Source organism: Steroidobacter cummioxidans, from assembly GCF_003104955.1.
In genome coordinates this window covers 1-19,049 of sequence record NZ_LSRW01000047.1, presented here as the reverse complement: position 1 = coordinate 19,049, position 19,049 = coordinate 1, and the positions used below count along the sequence as shown (strand labels likewise).

Sequence of the window (19,049 nt, the reverse complement as noted above, 5' to 3'; positions counted from 1 at the left end):
TTGTCCGACAGTCCGTCTTTTAGTCAATAACCTCTTTTGCGCCCTACGACCGCTTAGACACCATGGTCATGAAAAAAAAGACGATATCTGCAGCCCGCCCACGCCGTCCCGGCGCTGGCGCACCGGGCGCGACTGAAACTACCGACACCGTAGCGCTGTTCGATCCAGTCGAGCGGGCGCCCGCCTATACGAAAGTTTCCTCCGCTATCGAACATAAAATTCTGTCGCGCGCATTGCGCGATGGCGATGTGCTGCCAGCGGAGCTCGAGCTCGCCCAGCAATTCCGCGTGCATCGATCCACAGTACGAGAAGCGCTGAGACAGCTGGAAAGTGCCGGCCTCGTGGCGCGGCCGCCCGGCGCAAAGCGCATGATCGTAAGTCGGCCGGAGGCGGCGAAGGTGGCGTCGGGCATGCGTCACGCGCTGGTGCTGCACGAGGTGTCGTTCGTTGATGTTTGGGAAGCGATGATGGTGATCGAGCCGGAAGTGGCCGCGCTGGCCGCGGTGCGCCGGGTGCAAGCCGATCTGGTCGCGCTCACCCAGACCAGCGAGGCGTTTCGCGATTCTCCGGAAGGCGATCCCGACGCTGTGAATATCGTCGGCACATTCTTCGAGCAGCTCGGCACGGCGTCGCGCAATCGGGTGCTGGTGCTGGCGAAGCAGTCGCTTGCTCAAGTGCTGGCGCCTTCGCTAGCTCGAATGATCGATACGGTTCCGCAGGCCCGCGCGCGCATCACAGACGCGCAGCGGCGCATCATCGTCGCGGTCAGAGACAAGAACGCGGACGAGGCGAGAAAGTGGATGTCGAAGCATGTGCGCGACTTCAAACGAGGTTATGAAGTCGCGGGCATCTCGCCGGATACGCCGATCTCGGTGTAACCCTTGGTCGGGAACTCCACGGTGAAGCGGGTTCCCGGGTGGGCGGCGCTGACCCGTAAAGTGCCCTGCAGTTGAGCTGCGAGGCTGGTCACCACGCGCATGCCGAGGCTGCCGCGCGATTTTTTTCGAAGATCGAAGTCTTTCGGTACGCCGCGGCCGGCGTCCGCTACCGCGAGCTCGTAGCATCGTTTCTTGGTGCGCCGCCCGGTGATGCGCACTTCGCCTGCGCTGTCGGGCGCATAGGCATGTTTGTAAGCGTTGGTGACCAGCTCGTTGACCAGTAGACCGATTGGTACGGCCGCGTCGGCTGAAACGATTGCAGGCTCGACGTCGACGATCGTAGTGTGGCGGGGCGCACTGGTGGCGAGTGCCGCAGCCAGATTGGAAAGAAAAGGCGCGAGCTCGATGTCACGAGCATCGGCCTGTCGCCACAACTGGTCGTGCACCGTCGCCACCGTGCGTACGCGGACCGATGCATCTTCGATCGTGTGGCGCATGGTGCCAGTGAGGCCTTTGGCCTGCAGATCGAGCAGACCGGACACCATGGCAAGGCTGTTCTTCACGCGATGGCTGACTTCATACAACAGCAGCTTTTGGAAGTCCTCACGCTGTTGCCGCTCGGTGATGTCGGTGTTGGTGCCGAACCAGCGCGTGACGCAGCCTTCGGCATCTTTCAGCGGTACGGCACGCGATAAGAACCATCGGTACTGGCCATTCGCGCCACGCAGCGGGAATGTATCTTCCCAGGCTTCACCCGTATCCCGAGAGTGCTGAATGCGCTCCACGACGCGCTCGACATGATCGGGGTGCTGCACCTTGCGCCAGCCCCAGCCCTGCATTTCCTCGAGTGTCATGCCCGTGTACTCGTACCAGCGTCGGTTGTACCAATAGATCCTGCCGGTTTCATCGGCCATCCAGGCGAGCTGGGGCAGGGCATCCGCCAGCGTGCGGAATTGCTCCTCTCGGTCGCGTAGAACTTCGGCGACGGCGCGCATGCGTTCTTCGGCAGCTTTCGCTTCCGCTGCCTTTTGCCGCTCCAACATTTCAGCAGTGACGTCCTCGACCTGATGAATGATGTGACGCACGCTGCCGTCGGGGCCGAGCACCGGGATGTTGAGCGGCGCCCACCAACGCGCCTCGAATTCTCCCGAGGGGCGCCGGATGTCGTATTTCTGCACGGGCATGCGATGCGGGCGGCGATGTTCCATGACCCAGGCCAGCGAAGCGACCAGGTTTTGTTCGCCTGTGGCTTGCGGATCGTCGGGATTGCTCGGAAAGGCGGCGAACAGATAGTTGCCGATCAGATCTTCCTCGCGAGTCATCGTGGCCCGCAGATAGGGTTCAGAGACGGACTCGATGGTGAGATCGGGTGACAGCACCACATGCGCGGTGTGCTGCGCCTCATACAACAAACGAAAGCGCTCTTCGGCGGCACGCAGCGCGTCTTCCATGCGTTTGCGTTCGGTCACATCGCTCGCGGCGCCGAACCACTCAATGATGTTGCCGCGCTCATCGAGTATCGGCACGGCTTTCGAATGTGCCCAACCAAAGCTGCCGTCCGGCAGGTTCACGCGATGTTCCAGGTCGAATGGCGTTTTGGTGCGGATCGCTGCATCGATCTTCGCCAGCACCCGCGGCTGCTCATCGACTGGAATATATGATTGCAGCCAGTCCGTCCTGGGGGCCGCGGTGTCGGACAAGAACCCCTGGCCGTCGAGCTGGCGCATCTCGCGCCAGTCCGGGCTCATTCGATACATCGATGAGGTGCTCGCGAGCAGAAAGGCGTGAAAACGCTCCGCGCTCTCGCGCAGCTTACGTTGCGCTAGCACGCGCTCGGTGGTGTTGTGCGCGCTTCCAAGTACGCCCGCAGGACGGCCGAGATCGTCGACCACGGGCCAATAAGTCAGCGCTTCATCACGGCCCCGCACGTTGCTGCCCAACTGCGGATGAGAATCCCCCGCTGAGCTCGCGTAAGCGTCGTTATAAAGAAATATGCTGTCCCGGCCCCACAGCAGCACCATTGGCACTGGCGAGCGCAGCAGCAGCGCAACGGCGATTTTCAGGACCGGCGGCCAACGCTCGATGGGCCCCAACGGACTGCTCGACCAGTCGTGAGTTGCGATGAGCGACGCAGCTTGCCCGCCGGCCAGAAAGGCAGGGGATCTCGTCGACTTCAGGCCGTAGTTATGACGACCGCCTGCCAGCCCTGCATGACGGGGCTTTGCCTGCATAGCTGCCTCCACCCAACGAAAGGGAAGGCATGCGGGGCGGACTCGGTTCCCAGAGGATGGCGCTGACAGGCCCAAAAAAAAACGGGGCAACGAATCCGCGAGGATTCGCTGCCCCGGAACACACAATCGATTAGACGATTTCGACCGCCAGCGCCGTCGCTTCGCCGCCGCCGATGCACAGCGACGCGACACCGCGCTTCAAGTTGCGATTACGCAGCGCGTGGACCAGCGTGGTGAGGATGCGAGCGCCGGTGGCGCCGATCGGGTGGCCGAGCGCGCAAGCACCACCGTTGATGTTGACCTTGGCATGGTCCAGGCCCACATCCTTGATTGCAGCCATGGCCACGACGGCGAACGCTTCGTTGATTTCATACAAATCCACATCGCCAGCGGACCAGCCCGTCTGCGTGAGCAACGACTGAATCGCACCGACCGGTGCGGTCGTGAACCACTCGGGCGCCTGCGCGAAGCTGGTGTAACCAACGATGCGAGCCAGCGGCTTGAGGTTGTGCTGACGAACGGCGGCGGCGCTGGCGATCAGCAGGGCAGAGGCGCCATCGGAGATGGAAGAGGAGCTCGCGGCAGTGACAGTGCCGTCTTTCGCGAACGCCGGCTTCAGGCTCGGAATCTTGTTGATGTCGCAAGTGAACGGCGTTTCGTCCTTGGCGACGACGCGCTCGCCCTTGCGGTCTTTCACGGTGACCGGAGCGATTTCGTTGTTGAAGGCAGTGCTTTCGACAGCGGCCAGCGCGCGACGCACGGACTCGGCGGCGAACTCATCCTGCTGCTGACGGGTAAAGCCGTACTTGCCGGCCGTGGCTTCGGCGAACGAGCCCATCATCTTGCCGTCGAACGGGCTCTGCAGACCGTCGAAGAACATGTGATCGATGATTTCCGAATGACCCATGCGCAGACCGCCGCGGGCTTTCGGAATCAGATACGGCGCATTGGTCATCGATTCGATGCCACCGGCGAGCACCACATTGGCGGAGCCGGCGCGGATCTGATCGGCGGCCATCATCACGGCCTTCAGACCCGAGCCGCACATCTTGTTGATGGTCGTCGCCGGCACTTTCTGCGGCACGCCGCCAGCCAGTGCGGCCTGACGGCCCGGCGCCTGGCCGATGCCGGCCATGAGCACGCAACCGAGGATGGTTTCGTCGATCTGCTCGGCCGACAAGCCGGAGTCTTTGATCGCAGCCTGCACGGCGGCGGCGCCCAGCTGCGGGGCGGTCAGCGGGCTGAGTGCGCCCTGGAAGGCACCGATGGGAGTGCGGCGGGCGGCAACGATATAAACCGGTTCGCTCATAGGAAATGCTCGACTAGAGGTTGTCCGTGAACGGCGCTCTGCTACGAAACCGCCGATCGCCACGCAAGCAGGCATCGCCAGTTATGGCGACTCCTAAACTTACTTGCAAGTACCCAATGTACGCCGAGTTTGTATGCAGTGCAATAAGATGCCCGCAGGCCGCAAAATGTCGCTCGTTATCAGCCGCCGTAAGGCAATTTAATGCGGCTCAGTGCAGCAATCCGTTCCTCGGCCAGACGTCGCGCCGCTTGCCAGGTGGGCATGTTGTTGCGGGCGGCGAGGGTGAGTATTCCAGTAATGATTGGATGAATGCGCGCGACGCTACGCAGGGCGCGGTCTTCGTTGTAGCCCTCCAGCTCGATCGCGCTATTCATCAGACCGCCGGCGTTGATGGCGTAGTCCGGCGCGTAAAGAATGCCGCGACGTTCCAGCTCGGTGCCCAGCTCTTCGGACTCGAGTTGATTGTTGGCACCTCCGGCGACGATGCGACAACGCAATCGAGGCACTGTGTCTTCGTTGATCACTGCGCTGAGAGCGCATGGCGAGAAAACATCGGCATCGACATCGTAGATTTGTGACATCGGCACCGCCTCTGCGCCCAATTCGGCAACGGCGTGCTCGATGCGTTCTTCATTGATATCGGTGATGAAGACTTTCGCGCCGGCGGCGCGCAGCGATTTTGCCAGGTGATATCCAACCTGACCGGCGCCTTGCACGGCGAAGGTCGTGCGGCGCAGGTCTGCATGCCCGAGCTTGAATTCCATGCAGGCGCGAATGCCATGCAATGTGCCCAACGCGGTGAAGCGTGAAGGATCGCCGCTGCCGCCGAGCAACTGCGGCACGCCGACTGCGTGGCGCGTTTCCTGGCGAATGAGCTCCATATCGTCGGCAGTGGTGCCGACATCTTCGGTCGTGATGTAGCGACCGCCGAGCGATTGAATGAAACGACCCAGCGCGCGAAACAGAGCTTCGCTCTTGTCCGTCTCGGGATTGCCGATGAGCACGCCTTTGGCGCCGCCGAGATTGAGGCCGGCGATCGCGGCTTTGTAAGTCATGTCGGCGGAGTGCTTGAGCACATCGCGCACGGCGTCCGCTTCGTTCGCGTACGGCCACATGCGCAACCCGCCGAGCCCGGGGCCCAGCACGGTGTTGTGAATCGCGATCACGCAGCGCAGGCCGCTTTCGCGATGATGAAAGAACACCACTTGCTCGTGACCGAGCCGGCCGACCGCTTCGAACAAGTTCATCGCCGTCCCTCACTGACCTCGGACGGTGATTATAGGCGCGCTTGTGTGACTTACGATCGTTTGGACTGGAGCGCGGCGATGCCGTCATTCGACGACAGATCGGGCTCACCCAACTCCGCGAGAATGCGTGCGTGTGCGAGATCGCGTGTATGGACGACAGCATCCGTATGCTTCATGTCTCGCATCGGACCGATCGAGGGCAGCACGTGAATGTCGATCCGCCCGAGGCGCGGCAGGAACCGGCCGGACGGCAGCACGTGGCGCGTGCCTTTGAGAGCGAGCGGTACGACGGGCAAGTCGACACGAGCTGCGATGGTAAAAGCGCCACTGTGAAATTTGCCGAGCCCCGGCTGTGCCAGGAACGTGCCTTCGGGAAAGAAGGCGAGCGCCTGACCGGCGTCGGCGGCTTTCAACAGACGTCTCGCATCCATGCCGCCGGCGTGGCGGTTGAAGCGGTCGACGAATTCCGAGCCGATGCGCTTGAGCAGCAGACCGGCGAGCGGTACACGGCTAAACTCTTTCTTGATGACGAACGAGAAGCGCGCGGGCAGGGCGGCCTTGAGCACGATGCCATCCAGATAGCTGGCGTGATTGGCGACCACCACGCACGGGCCGGCGGGCAACAGATGCTCGTCCACCACCCGGATGCGCAAGCCGGCGACGGCGAAAAAGGCCCTGCCGGCGAAGTGGGCAATATGCCGACGCGCGTGGATCCCGAATGGCAGTAGCACTGCCACGAAGGCGCTCAGGCCGAACACCAGGAACACCGCCAGCACATAGCATCCGTAGATGATTTCGAGCACTGTCCGGACTAGCGTCCCGGGAGCGCGCAGCCAGCCGTCGGTCATAACTCGACACAGAAGTCACGAGGAATTTTAGGTAGCGCTGGCATGCAATTCGTCTATGGTCGATTTCTGTGAACTAAGTCTCTTTTATGTAAACCCCGCCGGGGTTCTGTGATTGTAATCACGCCCAGCGCCAGACCCGGTCTCCATACTCGCCGCCATCGATTTACCGGTCTGTCGTGAGCGATCGCGACGTAAACCTAAAGGCGATGAGCAGCGTAACCAAAGCATCAGTTTACTCGAGGTCAGGCGAGGATATGCCGGAGACGCCGTCGTTGGCGGCCATTGACCGCTTTCTCGACGCAGTGTGGATGGAGCGCGGTTTGTCGCCCAACACACTGTCCGCATATCGCGCCGACCTGACTGCGCTCGACCGCTGGCTGCAGTCCCGAGGGACCTCGAGTGTCGCGGCCAAGCGAGCCGACCTGCTGGCGTTCATCGCCTACCGAGTCGAAGCTGGCGCGCGGCCGCGTTCGACTGCCCGCCAGCTTTCCAGCTTTCGACGATTCTACCGTTACCTGATTCGCGACGGGGCCATCAAGGAGGATCCGACCGCGCAGATCGCGATGCCGAAGATCGGCCGTTCGCTGCCCAAGTCGCTGACCGAGGAAGAGGTCGAGGCGCTGCTGAAGGCGCCGGTGATCGAGGACCCGCTGGGTCATCGCGACCGCTGCATGCTCGAGGTGCTGTACGCCACGGGACTGCGTGTCTCGGAGCTCGTGAACCTGAAATCCAGTCAGGTGAACATGAACCAGGGCGTGTTGCGCATCGTCGGCAAGGGCGATCGCGAGCGGCTGATTCCGCTGGGCGAAGAGGCCGTGTCCTGGCTGCAGAAGTTCATGAATGGCCCGCGGCTGGAAATCCTGCTGGAGCGCCAGACCGACTACCTGTTCCCGACGCGCCGGGGCGATCGCATGACGCGCCAGGCGTTCTGGCACATCATCAAGCGCTACGCGCAGAAGGCCGGTGTGCAGAAGGCGTTGTCGCCTCATACACTGCGTCATGCATTTGCGACACACCTGCTGAACCATGGCGCGGACCTGCGCGTGGTGCAGATGTTGCTGGGGCATAGCGACCTGTCGACCACCCAGATCTATACGCACGTGGCCCGGGAGCGCATGAAGGAGCTGCATGCCCTTCATCATCCAAGAGGCTGAGAAGCACCTTCTCAAGTAGCCATCCCTGGACCGTCGACCAGCCGTTACGTCCGTGTACCGGCGTTCGCGCGGTTCGCGGCGACGTTAAGTCGCCGCGAAAAGCCATCCGCGCTCACCCTGCACGAACGTACTCTCGCCCGTCACGGAGCAACTGCTAGACTCCGTGCGCCTCCTGAGGCCGAATTTGCCTTGAACTTGCGGCGCCATGTTGGCGTCGAATCGGCGAGGTCACGAGAGTTCTCATGAAAAAACTGTTGTTGTGTCTGTTCGCCCAGTTGTCGCTGGCGACGCTGTTGGCCACCTCTGCGACGGCCCAGACGGCTGCGCCCGCCAAGGCGGCCGACCAGAAGTCCGCCGACGCCACCATCCGCGCGGCCATTGCCAAGAAATTCCCCGACATGAAGGTCGACGACGTGCGGTCCTCGCCCATGGCCGGCATTTACGAGGTCCAGATGGGAGGCGAAGTGGCCTACATCAGCGCCGACGGCCGCTTCCTGATCGCGGGCGACATGTACGAGATCGACTCGCGCACCAACGTCACCGAGACCGGCCGGCAGAAGAGCCGCGTGCAGGCGCTGTCCAAGCTCGATGAGAAGGACATGATCGTGTTCAAGCCGCAGAAGGTGAAGTACACGATCACCGTGTTCACCGACGTTGAATGCGGCTACTGCCGCAAGCTTCACAGCGAAATCGCTCAGCTGAACGATCGTGGCGTGCAGGTTCGCTACCTGGCCTATCCGCGCGCCGGCCCGGGCACCGAGGACTGGGCCAAGATGGAAGCGGTGTGGTGCTCGATGGATCGCAAGAAAGCCATCACTGACGCCAAGGCGGGCAAGGCGGTCAAGGCGCAGCAGTGCACGACCCCGATCGCGAAGCAGTTCAAGCTGGGTGAGCAGCTCGGTGTGCGTGGCACGCCGGCCATCTTCACCGACAGCGGCGAGTACATCGGCGGCTATCTGGCGCCAGATCAAATGATCGGCCGGTTGGACGGCACTGCTCAATAACTCGGGATCCGGCATCCCTGCTCGCCGCCTCAGGCGGCGGGCTCCATCCTGTACCCGGGCGGCTTCGATTGACCGCCCCGGGATTCTCAGCGATCGAGCCGCTTACCGCTCCAGCAGCTTCAGCTTATCCGGCTTGCCGTCCCATTCCTTGGCGTCGGCGGGCATCGCCTTCTTCTCGGTGATCACCGGCCACGATTTGGTCAGCTCGGCATTCAATTGCTTGAAGTGCTGCTGACCGTCGGGCAGCTCCTCCTCGGAGAAAATCGCCTCGGCCGGGCACTCCGGCTCGCACAGCGTACAGTCGATACATTCATCCGGATCGATCACCAGGAAGTTCGGCCCTTCGTGGAAACAGTCGACCGGGCACACCTCGACGCAATCGGTGTACTTGCACTTGATGCAGTTTTCAGTGACGACGAAAGTCATCGGTTGGAACTCCGCAAATTCGCTCGGCAAGGCGGCGTGGGGGACAAGGGATTGCACCGCTTTGAGGCCGCGCATTGTGCCAAAGGGGGCGCGGGGATGCGAGGCGAGCTGATTATCGGGTCAGTCTCACTGGGAATGGCCATCCGTCAGGATCGGTTTGCCGTCCTGCCAGTCGATGTCGCGGAAGTGCAGCCGTTCCCGCCCTAGACGCCGGTCCTCCAGGTAGCGCCGCAGGGCGAATTCCCCGCTCAGGAAGGCCAGATCCGGCCACGGGATGTCCTCTTCGGCATACAGCCGGGACTCCAGGCTCTCCGGCCCGATGCCGAATGCAGGGTTGGTCAGCGTGGCGCGAAACATGATGTGCACCTGGTGGGCCCTCAGCACATTGACGACGGCCAGCATTGTGCCGATCCGTACGTGCGCCAGCGCCTCTTCCATTGCCTCGCGCGCCGCTGCCTGCTGCACCGATTCGCCGTTCTCCATGAAGCCCGCCGGTATCGTCCAGAACCCGTGCCGCGGCTCGATGGCCCGTTTGCACAACAGAATCTTGCCTTCGGCCTCGATCACGCAGCCCGCGATGATGCGCGGATTTTCGTAGTGGATGGTGCCGCAGTTGGCGCACACGAAGCGCGGCAGATGGTCGCCAGGCGGGACACTGAGATTGACCGGATGAGCACAGTTGGAGCAGAACTTCATGAGATAACGAATTGCACTGCCTGGAATTCGCGCTTCAATGCGAGGAACCGGCATGGTCCTCCGACACCGCCGGCTTGTCGAGAGGCGAGCTGGGGGCGCTTTGACGGTATAGTCGTCGGTCAGTTGGAGCTTCAGAGTGATACGAAGATGAGCGCTAGAGTGAAAGTGGGGAGCCTGGAAATCGCGAGCGTGCTGCATGATTTCGTGCAGCAGGCCTTGGCGGGGACCGGCGTGCAGGAGTCGGCGTTCTGGGGCAGCCTGGAGCGCATCGTGAAGGAATTCTCGCCTCGCAACGAGCAGCTGCTCGCGAAGCGTGACGATCTGCAAGCGAAAGTCGATGGCTGGTGGCAACAGCAGCGCGGCAAACCGCTCGACGTCGCGCAGCAGCGCCAGTTTCTCGAGTCCATCGGTTATCTCGTGGCCGAGCCCGCGGCGTTTCAAGTCGACACCGACCAGGTCGATCGCGAGATCGCTCATATCGCCGGCCCGCAACTCGTCGTGCCGTTGAGCAACGCCCGATATGCATTGAACGCAGCGAACGCGCGCTGGGGCAGTCTCTACGACGCGCTCTATGGCACTGATGCGTTGGAGCCGCCATTGGCGGCGGGTTCGCCATACAACGCCGATCGTGGCGCGAAAGTCATCGCGTATGCGCGCAACTTTTTGGATGAGGTTGCCGCACTCACGCACGGCAAGCACGCGGACGCTACCAAGTACTCGATCGAAAGCGACAAGCTGGTCGTGACACTCAAGGACGGATCGCGAGCGACGCTCGCCGTTCCTGCAACGCTAGAAGGGTGGCGCGGCACCGCTGCCGAACCAGAGGCCATCCTGCTGCGCCATCACGGCCTGCATCTGGAGATCTGCATCGATCGCAAACATCCGATCGGCGCGACCGATGCGGCCGGCGTGTCGGATGTCGTGCTGGAGTCTGCGATCACGACGATTCAGGACTGCGAAGACTCGGTGGCTGCCGTCGATGCGGAAGAGAAAGTCGCGGTCTACAGCAACTGGCTGGGTCTGATGAAGGGCGATCTGGCGGCGACGTTTGCGAAGGGCAAAGGCACGGTGACCCGAAAGCTCAACACGGACCGCGTGTACACCGCGCCCGGCCACAAAGAGCTCACACTGCCGGGTCGCAGTCTGATGCTCGTGCGCAATGTCGGTCATCACATGCGCACCGACGCTGTCCTCCACGAAGGCAAGGAAATTTTCGAGACGGTGCTCGATGCGCTGGTCACGGTCGCAATCGCTCTGCATGACTTGCGTGGCGGCGAGAGGAACAGCCGCACCGGCTCGGTGTATGTCGTGAAACCGAAGATGCACGGTCCGGACGAAGCGGCGCTGGCCAACGATTTGTTCGGTTGGGTCGAAGCCGCGCTCGGCTTGCCGCAGCACACCGTGAAAATCGGCGTGATGGACGAAGAGCGCCGCACCAGCTTGAATCTGAGCGCCTGCATCGAGAAAGTGAAACATCGCATCGTGTTCATCAACACCGGCTTCCTCGATCGCACCGGCGACGAGATTCACACCGCCATGCAGGGCGGTCCGGTGATGCGCAAGGACGCCATCAAGACACAGCCATGGCTGGTCGCCTACGAAAAGCGCAACGTCGAAATCGGTTTGAACGATGGTCTGCGCGGTCGCGCTCAGATCGGCAAAGGCATGTGGGCGATGCCGGACAAGATGGCCGGCATGTTGGCCGCGAAGTCCGGTCATCCGCGCGCCGGTGCGAACACGGCGTGGGTGCCGTCGCCGACGGCGGCCACTTTGCACGCACTTCACTATCATCAGGTCGATGTGCGCGCGGTTCAGAATGAATTGCAGCGGCAGCTGCAGTCAGGAAAAGCCACCGGCATCGATGATGTGCTGCGCGCACCGCTGGCGGAGTCGGGCTTCACGGCCGAGGAAATCCAGAGCGAGCTCGACAACAACATCCAGGGCATTCTCGGCTACGTGGTGCGCTGGATCGATCAGGGCGTCGGGTGCTCGAAGGTGCCGGACATTCACGACGTCGGCTTGATGGAAGATCGCGCCACGTTGCGCATCTCGAGTCAGCACGTCGCGAACTGGCTGTTCCATGGCGTGTGCACGGAGCAGCGGGTGAAAGAAACATTGCAGCGCATGGCGGCGGTCGTGGACGCGCAGAATGCGGGCGACCCGGCCTATCGACCGATGGCTGGCAACTTCAGCAGCAGCGTTGCGTTCCAGGCGGCGAGCGATTTGATCTTCCTCGGTCGCGAGCAGCCGAACGGCTACACCGAGTACATCCTGCACAAGCGTCGTCGCGAGTTGAAAGCGGCGGGCTGAGCGATCAGGCGAGGCGGGCGTCGAGCCACTCGATCCAGTGGCGCACCGGCGCCCGCGCGCCATTCGCAAGATGAGTGATGCAGCCGATGTTGGCCGAGAGGATCACATCGGGCTGCTCGGCTTGCAGCGCATCGAGCTTGCGTGCTCGCAATTGGTTGCTCAGCTCGGGCTGCAAAACGGAGTAGGTGCCGGCCGAGCCGCAACACAAGTGGCTCTCGGCGAGCGGCAACACTTCCGCGCCCAACGTGCTGAGCAGTTGTTCCACGACACCGCGAATCTTCTGGCTGTGCTGCAACGTGCACGGCGGATGAAACACGACGCGTTCGGTCGGTTGCTGGCGAAGCTTGCTGGTCAGGCGGGCTGCATGTGGCGGCAGCAGCTCAGCCAGATCCTTCGTGAGCGCGACGATGCGCCTGGCTTTTTCCGCGTACGCCGGATCGTGCCGTAACAAGTGCGCATACTCTTTGACCATCGCACCACAGCCCGATGCATTCATCACGATCGCTTCGACGCCGGCCTCGACGTGAGGCCACCATGCGTCGACGTTGTGCCGGACTTCAATCAGCGCCGCGTCGTGGTCATTCAAGTGATGTTTGATAGCGCCGCAGCAGCTTGCCGTCGGCGTGATTACCTCGATATCGAGTGCATCCAGCACGCGGGCCGTGGCGGCATCGATGCCGGGCGACATTGACGGCTGAACACAGCCGAGCGGCAGAAGCATCTTGCGAGCGTGCGAGCGCTGCGGCCATGCGCCGGCATCGCGTCGTTCCGGCACCTTTGCGCGAATCGATTCGGGCAGCAGCGCACGCACGGCTTGGCCTGTGCGCATCGCAGGCCCGAACAGCTTGCTCGTCAGGCCATGTTTCAGTGCTGAGCGCGCGACCTGCTCGCCAAACGGGCGCTCGACTTTTTTCTCGACGATGCTGCGTCCAATATCCACCAACCGGCCGTACTGCACGCCCGAGGGACAGGTCGTCTCACACGCGCGGCAGGTGAGGCATCGATCCAGATGGAGTTGCGTGCTGCGAGTGGGCTCGACGCCTTCGAGCACCTGCTTCATCAAGTAGATCCGGCCGCGGGGCCCATCCAGTTCATCGCCGAGCAATTGATACGTGGGGCAGGTCGCCGTGCAAAAGCCACAATGCACGCAGCGGCGCACGATCTCCTCGGCTTCCTTGCCTTCGGGCGTGTCTTTGATGAAATCGGCGAGTTGCGTTCTCATGGTCGACGCGACACTTAGAGGTCGGGATAGAGCCGGCCGCGATTGAAGAGGTTGACCGGATCGAACTGCGCTTTCAGCCGTCGATGAATCGCCGCGAGCGGTGCCGTCAGCGGTGTGAATGCACCCGCCGAGCGATCGCCGCCCCGAAACAGAGTCGCATGACCGCCGGCTTGTTTCGCGCACTCACGCACCTGTTCGGCTGCGTGACCGGTGCGCAACCATCGTAGCGCGCCGTTCCATTCGATCAACTGCGGCTCGCCGATGGACAGCGCGGGAGCGGTTGAAGGCACCGACATCCGCCACAGCGGCGCGTTGTCGGCGAAGAACGGATGCGTCTGCTCGCGAATGCTGATCCAGAACGCGTCCGCTTGGTGGTTGTCGATGTCTTCGCCGCCAAGCTGATGACGGGCTGCTCTGACGGCGGCGGGCGCGCCGGCCAATCGCAGGTGTAGCGCTCCGTCGTGCCACACCGACGCCGATAGCGGCAGCGGCCGGCCCGCCCACTCATTGAGTTTCGCGACGGCAGCGGCTGCGGTCATCTCGAAGCGCAGCGTGTGATGGGACATCGGGCGCGGCAGCACTTTGATCGACACTTCGGCGATCACCCCGAGAATGCCCATGGAGCCTGCGAGTACTCGTGAGACATCATAGCCTGCGACGTTCTTCATGACCGTGCCGCCGAAGGAAAGCAGTTCGCCGCGGCCGTTCACCAGCTTCGCGCCGAGCACGAAGTCACGAACGCCACCATAAGTGGGCCCAAAGGAAACGCGGCGAGGGCCGGCCAGGCCGGCTGCAATACAACCGCCGATGGTTGCGTGGGCACCGAAGTGCGGTGGCTCGAACGCAAACATCTGACCGTTCTCAGCCAGCAGTTGCTCCAGCTCGGTGAGCGAAGTGCCCGCTCTCGCAGTGACGACCAGCTCCGTCGGCTCGTAATCGACAATGCCCGCAACGCTGCGCGGATCGAGCACGGTGCCCGAAGATTCGTTGCCATAGAAATCTTTGGTGCCGCCGGCGCGAATGAGCAGCGGCGTGCGTGCCTCCGAAGCGGCGCGCACGGTTTCGCACAGCTGGCTGAGTGCTTGATCCATCAGAAGCGCGGCAATTCGGGGAATCGAACCTTGCCACCGTGGACACGCATGCGTCCGTATTCGGCGCAACGGTGAAGCGTCGGCACGACCTTGCCGGGATTCAGCAGGCCGGCAGGATCGAACGCGCTCTTCACGGCCAGAAACGCGTCGAGCGTGGCCCGATCGAACTGCGAGCACATTTGATCCAGCTTCTCGACGCCGACGCCATGCTCGCCCGTCACAGTGCCGCCCATTTGCACGCACAGCTCCAGGATCTCGGCACCGAAGGCTTCGGCGCGCGCCACCGAATCCGGATCGGCATCGTCGAACAGGATCAAGGGATGCAGGTTGCCATCGCCGGCATGAAATACATTCGGGCAGCGCAGCCCATACTTCGGCTCCAGCGCCTGGATCGCTTTCAACACTTCGCCGAGCCGACGTCGTGGGATCGTGCCGTCCATGCAGTAATAGGCCGGCGAGGCTCGTCCGGCGGCGGGAAATGCATTCTTTCGTCCGGCCCAGAAGCGCAAGCGCTCGGCTTCACTATTCGATACTTGAATCCGAGTGGCGCGCGCGGCGAGCAGCACTGCTGACATACGTTCGATTTCTTCAGCGACTTCTTCGGGCGTGCCGTCGGATTCGCATAACAACACGGCTGCGGCGTCGAGATCATAACCGGCATTCGCAAACGGCTCGACCAGCCGGCTCGCTGCTCGATCCAGCATTTCCAACCCGGCCGGGATGATGCCGTCGGCGATCAGTGCGGCGACAGCATCGCCGGCTTCGCCCACATCCGCGAAACTGGCCATGATGCAACGAGCTGTCTGCGCGACGGGCACGAGGCGCACGGTCACTTCGGTCACGACCGCCAGCATGCCTTCCGAACCAATGACCAGCGCCAACAAATCCAGACCGGGTGCGTCCGGCGCAAGGCCCCCAAATTCCACCAGCTCGCCGTCGATCGTGAGGCCGCGCACTCGCAGGACATTGTGCACGGTGAGGCCGTACTTCAAACAATGCACGCCGCCGGAGTTTTCCGCGACGTTACCGCCGATCGTGCAGGCGATCTGACTCGACGGATCGGGCGCGTAGTACAGACGATGACGCGCCGCTGCTTCACTGATCGCGAGATTGCGTACGCCGGGCTGGACGGTTGCGGTTCGCGCGTGAGCATCGATCGAGAGAATTCGATTCAGCTTGGCCAGCGAGAGCAGCACTCCCGCAGGGTGGGGCAGCGCGCTGCCAGACAGGCCGGTGCCTGCGCCACGCGGGATGACAGGTACCTCGCGCTCGTGACAAAGCTGCAAGATGCGCCGGACCTGGTCCTCTGTTTCCGGCAGAGCCACCACCATGGGCAACTGGCGGTACAGCGTGAGCCCGTCGCACTCGTAAGGTCGGGTCTCTTCCTCACGAAACAGGACGGCGTCTTCGGGCAGGAAGGCACGCAGCGCGCTGACCAGGCTGCGCTGCCGGACCGCATCCACAGGCAGCGAGCGCTCTGTCGGCGGCAAGGGAGCATGCATAGTGCTGTCCATACTGCGAATGATAAATGACTGACCGGTTCACCGCCCGCGTCGGCTTATACTCGCTCAGGATTAACTCAGGCAAAAGGAACCCCGCATGACGACCCATAGCCGACGAGAAGTGATCACTGCTGCCGTGGCGCTGGCTGGCGCCGGCGTAGCCGCTCAAGCTGAGGCCGCCCCATCTTCAGGCGCAGGCGCGGCGACCAAGGCCGCGATTCCGCCGATCGTGCACCATGTGTTCTTCTGTCTGAAGAACCCCAAGTCCAAGGAAGACCTGGCCCAGCTGCTTGCGGGACTCAGGACCTTGGGTGCAATCGAGAGTGTCAAAGCCATTCACATCGGTGTGCCCGCGGAAACCGAACGGCGCAGCGTGGTCGATGCGAGCTACAGCGCGTCCGAGATTTTGTGCTTCGACGATGTCGCCGGCCAGAACGCCTATCAGGTGCATCCCATCCACAAAAAATTCGTCGCCGACTGCGAGCACCTGTTCGAGCGCGTGGTCGTTTATGACGTGAAGCCCGCGCCCTGATCGACGCGACGTCCAGGAGCCGAACTTCACACCCGATCGCCGATTTGTTTGCTCCACGCAGCGGGTGATCGAGCCGATCGTCTATCGGCGCGAATCATGAGCTGCGTGATCAATCGGCACGAGCTGATGGCAGAAGTCGTGGGCCAAGCAGTGGTTGCGGCGACTCAGGATTGCGATTGGCTGCCGCGCTTGATCAAGTCGACTGTGGCGCGGGCGATGAGCTCCAGCGCGCTGGCAATGTCGCGGTGATAGCGGATGCCGTCTTCGGTCAGCACGCTGCCGGCTGGCGTCCGTTGAATCAATTTCGTGCCAGTCCAGTCTTCGATGGCACGCAAATGCCGGCTAACGACCGCGTGGTCACGGCATAGATACTGCGCCGCCTTCCGTACGCCACCCAGGCGGGCGATGGCATCGAAGGCTCGCAACGTCTCGAACGGTGGCAGGGCTCGTCGCGACAACAACTGGGCAGTGGCGTCGTTGGACGAGTCGGTAACGTGAGTAATGGCAGGAGCATCGCTGGAAACAGTTTGCACGGATCACCTCGCCCCTAGGGCTTCCAGAAACCTCCATGGATTGTTCGCGGAGCGTTGCCGGCAGCTGCGTATCCGTCGGGCAGCATGGTGCCGATTCGGCACCTCCCGCGCAAGGTGTGCTCGCGGTTCGCACCGGCACGCCGCTGCTGTTCGTCAACAACGACTCGGTGGCGCACCAGGTGTATTCGTTCGCGCCGTCCAAACGTTTCGAGTTGGCGCTGTATCACGGCCAGCCGGTGAGCCTCGACCGCCCGGGCATCTACAGCATCAGCGCCTCGGCCATCAACAGCTGGATGGGCGAAGAGTTTCACACCATCGGCGTGGAAACATCGTTGGCCGCACCGATACACGGCCCGCTACGACCGCGGGAAAACCGAAACTGTGCGGGGTGCGCAGTTCTTCGACAGCTGCCCGCCAGTGCGACCGAGCGCTTGCTGCAGATCGTCGCCCGTTACACCTTCTGAAAAAAGGCCGCTGCGGGGAACTTACCGACCGTCTCGCGACTGTGTCGTTTGTACTTGCGTGGTGGGTATGTAAATGGCATATCAGGCGGCAATGACAGAATTGCCCCCCCGGACAGCTCCCTACGAGTTCCTGCTTGGCCTCGACTTGGCTATTCGCCCGCTGGTGGATGCTGCCGAAATCAGGGTGGTCGCAGCCCGCTTCGTCAGTCAGCACATGAGGGTGAGCCGCTGCGCCTACGCCGATGTCAGGCGCGATCAAGACTCATTCAGCGTGACCTCTGATCACAGCGAGGGCGTGGCGCAACTGGACGGCCGCTATCGGCTGGACGAGTTCGGCGCGGAATTCCTGCAACTCATTGAGGCAGGAGAGGCATTCATCGTCGAGGACACCGAGAGCGATCCGCGTACCCGGAGCGCTCTGGACAGCTATCGTCAGGCACAGATTCGCTCCGGAATCTGCATCCCGCTGATCAAGGCTGGCCAGCTGTGCGCGGTCATGTCGGTTCACCACAATGAGCCGCGTCGCTGGCGGCAGGAAGAGGTGGAGTTGCTGCAACTGGTCGCGAGCCGCTCTTGGGAAGCGATCGAGCGGGCTCGCGTCAGTCGTGAGTTGCACGACCTGAACGACAGGCTGAAATCGGAAGTACGTTCGCGTACCGAGGACCTCACGCGTACCGAGCGGCAGTTCGCGCAGCTGGTCGCAGGCGTCACGGACTGCGCGATCTACATGCTCGATCCGAACGGCTTTGTTTCTTCGTGGAATCCGGGGGCCGAGCGCATCAAAGGCTACAGCGCCGATGAAATCATCGGCCGCCATTTTTCGCAGTTCTATACGGTCGAGGATCGTGCCCGCGGACTGCCGGATCGCTCGCTGAGTCTGGTTGCGACCCAGGGCAAGTTCGAGGGCGAGGGCTGGCGCATGCGCAAGGATGGCTCGCGCTTCTGGGCCAGCGTGCTGATCGATCCGATCTACGGGCCCGATCGTCGGGTCGCCGGCTACGCCAAGATCACGCGCGACATGACCGAGCGGCGGCTGATTCAGGAGCAGCTCAACCAGGCGCAGAAAATGGAAGCGATCGGCCAGCTCACCGGCGGCGTCGCGCACGATTTCAACAATCTGCTCACGGTGATCCTGGGAAATCTGGACACGGTGCTGCGGCGGGCGCCGGCGAATGATGAGAAATTGCACCGTGCGATCCAGCACGCGACGCGCGGTGCCGAGCGTGCCGCCGCGCTGACTCATCAGCTGCTGGCATTCGCGCGCCGCCAGCCGCTCAATCCGAAACCCACCGGCGTCAATCAGCTCGTGACGACGCTGCTCGAACTGATCCGTCGCACGCTGCCTGAAGGCATCACCGTGCAATCTCGGCTCAGCGCCGGCGTCGGACAGGTCAGCGTCGATCCCAATCAGATGGAAAGCGCGCTGTTGAATCTGGCGGTGAACGCTCGCGACGCCATGTCCGGCACGGGAACATTGACCATCTCGACCGATCTCGTAACGATCAGCGAGGATGAGGCTCTGCGCCTGGGCGAATTGCAGGCTGGCCCGCATGCGGTCATCAGCGTGAGCGATACCTGTCTCTTATACACATCTGACGCTGC

The 19,049-nt window shown here is 62.6% G+C and carries 17 protein-coding genes; 7 read left to right on the top strand and 10 right to left on the bottom strand.

Annotation, left to right across the window (positions count from 1 at the left end):
* Positions 1-68: 68 nt before the first annotated feature.
* Positions 69-878: a FadR/GntR family transcriptional regulator gene (locus D0550_RS21745; RefSeq protein ID WP_161965975.1), complete on the top strand. Its 810-nt coding sequence runs from the start codon at positions 69-71 to the stop codon at positions 876-878.
* Here D0550_RS21745 and D0550_RS21740 read toward each other — a convergent pair.
* The 4 genes from D0550_RS21740 to D0550_RS21725 all read right to left on the bottom strand — a co-directional run bounded on the left by D0550_RS21740 (position 833) and on the right by D0550_RS21725 (position 6,513).
* Positions 833-3,109: a PAS domain-containing sensor histidine kinase gene (locus tag D0550_RS21740; RefSeq protein ID WP_116811292.1), complete on the bottom strand. Its 2,277-nt coding sequence runs from the start codon at positions 3,107-3,109 to the stop codon at positions 833-835. The two genes, D0550_RS21745 and D0550_RS21740, sit on opposite strands and share 46 nt — an antisense overlap.
* 130 nt (positions 3,110-3,239) lie before the next feature.
* The gene (locus tag D0550_RS21735) at positions 3,240-4,418 is read right to left on the bottom strand and encodes an acetyl-CoA C-acyltransferase (RefSeq protein ID WP_116811291.1); all 1,179 of its coding nucleotides are present in this window, start codon (positions 4,416-4,418) and stop codon (positions 3,240-3,242) included.
* Positions 4,419-4,597: 179 nt separating this feature from the next.
* Positions 4,598-5,665: a Glu/Leu/Phe/Val dehydrogenase dimerization domain-containing protein gene (locus tag D0550_RS21730; RefSeq protein WP_116811290.1), complete on the bottom strand. Its 1,068-nt coding sequence runs from the start codon at positions 5,663-5,665 to the stop codon at positions 4,598-4,600.
* A 50-nt stretch (positions 5,666-5,715) separates the two neighbouring features.
* Complete coding sequence (locus D0550_RS21725) at positions 5,716-6,513, bottom strand: lysophospholipid acyltransferase family protein (protein ID WP_116811289.1); 798 nt, start codon at positions 6,511-6,513, stop codon at positions 5,716-5,718.
* Positions 6,514-6,767: 254 nt separating this feature from the next.
* Between D0550_RS21725 and xerD the strand changes: the two genes are divergently transcribed.
* Together xerD and D0550_RS21715 are read left to right on the top strand one after the other, a co-directional pair.
* Complete coding sequence (gene xerD, locus D0550_RS21720; RefSeq protein WP_116811288.1) at positions 6,768-7,667, top strand: site-specific tyrosine recombinase XerD; 900 nt, start codon at positions 6,768-6,770, stop codon at positions 7,665-7,667.
* A 242-nt stretch (positions 7,668-7,909) separates the two neighbouring features.
* Complete coding sequence (locus tag D0550_RS21715; protein ID WP_116811287.1) at positions 7,910-8,671, top strand: DsbC family protein; 762 nt, start codon at positions 7,910-7,912, stop codon at positions 8,669-8,671.
* Positions 8,672-8,773: 102 nt separating this feature from the next.
* Here the strand turns inward: D0550_RS21715 and fdxA are convergent, their stop codons facing one another.
* A complete protein-coding gene (gene fdxA, locus D0550_RS21710; protein ID WP_116811286.1) occupies positions 8,774-9,097 on the bottom strand; it encodes a ferredoxin FdxA in 324 nt (107 codons plus the stop codon).
* Positions 9,098-9,223: 126 nt separating this feature from the next.
* Entirely contained in the window at positions 9,224-9,847 is a 624-nt protein-coding gene (locus D0550_RS21705) for an NUDIX hydrolase (protein WP_241520873.1), read from the bottom strand.
* Between the two features lie 93 nt (positions 9,848-9,940).
* Between D0550_RS21705 and D0550_RS21700 the strand changes: the two genes are divergently transcribed.
* Positions 9,941-12,103 (top strand): malate synthase G, encoded by a 2,163-nt coding sequence (locus D0550_RS21700; RefSeq protein ID WP_116811306.1) that lies wholly within the window; start codon positions 9,941-9,943, stop codon positions 12,101-12,103.
* A 4-nt stretch (positions 12,104-12,107) separates the two neighbouring features.
* Here the strand turns inward: D0550_RS21700 and glcF are convergent, their stop codons facing one another.
* From glcF to D0550_RS21685, 3 genes are read right to left on the bottom strand one after another with little or no spacing between them, the layout of a single operon-like run.
* Positions 12,108-13,325, bottom strand: coding sequence for a glycolate oxidase subunit GlcF (gene glcF, locus D0550_RS21695; protein ID WP_116811284.1), 1,218 nt, complete (start codon positions 13,323-13,325; stop codon positions 12,108-12,110).
* Between the two features lie 14 nt (positions 13,326-13,339).
* Complete coding sequence (gene glcE / locus D0550_RS21690) at positions 13,340-14,416, bottom strand: glycolate oxidase subunit GlcE (RefSeq protein WP_116811283.1); 1,077 nt, start codon at positions 14,414-14,416, stop codon at positions 13,340-13,342.
* A complete protein-coding gene (locus D0550_RS21685) occupies positions 14,416-15,918 on the bottom strand; it encodes an FAD-linked oxidase C-terminal domain-containing protein (RefSeq protein ID WP_116811282.1) in 1,503 nt (500 codons plus the stop codon). Before D0550_RS21685 ends, glcE begins: the two co-directional genes overlap by 1 nt.
* Before the next feature lie 97 nt (positions 15,919-16,015).
* On the opposite strand from D0550_RS21685, the gene D0550_RS21680 reads away from it, so the two are divergent.
* Complete coding sequence (locus D0550_RS21680) at positions 16,016-16,450, top strand: Dabb family protein (RefSeq protein ID WP_116811281.1); 435 nt, start codon at positions 16,016-16,018, stop codon at positions 16,448-16,450.
* Positions 16,451-16,614: 164 nt separating this feature from the next.
* Here D0550_RS21680 and D0550_RS21675 read toward each other — a convergent pair whose 3' ends face one another.
* Positions 16,615-16,983: a LysR family transcriptional regulator gene (locus tag D0550_RS21675; RefSeq protein WP_206606456.1), complete on the bottom strand. Its 369-nt coding sequence runs from the start codon at positions 16,981-16,983 to the stop codon at positions 16,615-16,617.
* Between the two features lie 35 nt (positions 16,984-17,018).
* Between D0550_RS21675 and D0550_RS21670 the strand changes: the two genes are divergently transcribed.
* Complete coding sequence (locus tag D0550_RS21670; protein ID WP_116811280.1) at positions 17,019-17,447, top strand: cupredoxin domain-containing protein; 429 nt, start codon at positions 17,019-17,021, stop codon at positions 17,445-17,447.
* Positions 17,448-17,520: 73 nt separating this feature from the next.
* The coding region (locus D0550_RS21665; RefSeq protein WP_116811279.1) for a PAS domain S-box protein at positions 17,521-19,049 on the top strand (1,529 nt) is incomplete at its 3' end.

Excerpts from the sequence above, each read along its gene's own strand:
- D0550_RS21700 (WP_116811306.1), top strand. The coding sequence starts at position 9,941 with ATGAGCGCTAGAGTGAAAGTGGGGAGCCTGGAAATCGCGAGCGTGCTG.
- D0550_RS21680 (WP_116811281.1), top strand. The coding sequence starts at position 16,016 with ATGACGACCCATAGCCGACGAGAAGTGATCACTGCTGCCGTGGCGCTG.
- D0550_RS21745 (WP_161965975.1), top strand. The coding sequence starts at position 69 with ATGAAAAAAAAGACGATATCTGCAGCCCGCCCACGCCGTCCCGGCGCT.
- D0550_RS21730 (WP_116811290.1), bottom strand. The coding sequence starts at position 5,665 with ATGAACTTGTTCGAAGCGGTCGGCCGGCTCGGTCACGAGCAAGTGGTG.
- D0550_RS21715 (WP_116811287.1), top strand. The coding sequence starts at position 7,910 with ATGAAAAAACTGTTGTTGTGTCTGTTCGCCCAGTTGTCGCTGGCGACG.
- xerD (WP_116811288.1), top strand. The coding sequence starts at position 6,768 with ATGCCGGAGACGCCGTCGTTGGCGGCCATTGACCGCTTTCTCGACGCA.
- D0550_RS21685 (WP_116811282.1), bottom strand. The coding sequence starts at position 15,918 with ATGCATGCTCCCTTGCCGCCGACAGAGCGCTCGCTGCCTGTGGATGCG.
- glcE (WP_116811283.1), bottom strand. The coding sequence starts at position 14,416 with ATGGATCAAGCACTCAGCCAGCTGTGCGAAACCGTGCGCGCCGCTTCG.
- glcF (WP_116811284.1), bottom strand. The coding sequence starts at position 13,325 with ATGAGAACGCAACTCGCCGATTTCATCAAAGACACGCCCGAAGGCAAG.
- D0550_RS21740 (WP_116811292.1), bottom strand. The coding sequence starts at position 3,109 with ATGCAGGCAAAGCCCCGTCATGCAGGGCTGGCAGGCGGTCGTCATAAC.
- D0550_RS21725 (WP_116811289.1), bottom strand. The coding sequence starts at position 6,513 with ATGACCGACGGCTGGCTGCGCGCTCCCGGGACGCTAGTCCGGACAGTG.
- D0550_RS21735 (WP_116811291.1), bottom strand. The coding sequence starts at position 4,418 with ATGAGCGAACCGGTTTATATCGTTGCCGCCCGCCGCACTCCCATCGGT.
- fdxA (WP_116811286.1), bottom strand. The coding sequence starts at position 9,097 with ATGACTTTCGTCGTCACTGAAAACTGCATCAAGTGCAAGTACACCGAT.
- D0550_RS21705 (WP_241520873.1), bottom strand. The coding sequence starts at position 9,847 with ATGCCGGTTCCTCGCATTGAAGCGCGAATTCCAGGCAGTGCAATTCGT.
- D0550_RS21670 (WP_116811280.1), top strand. The coding sequence starts at position 17,019 with ATGGATTGTTCGCGGAGCGTTGCCGGCAGCTGCGTATCCGTCGGGCAG.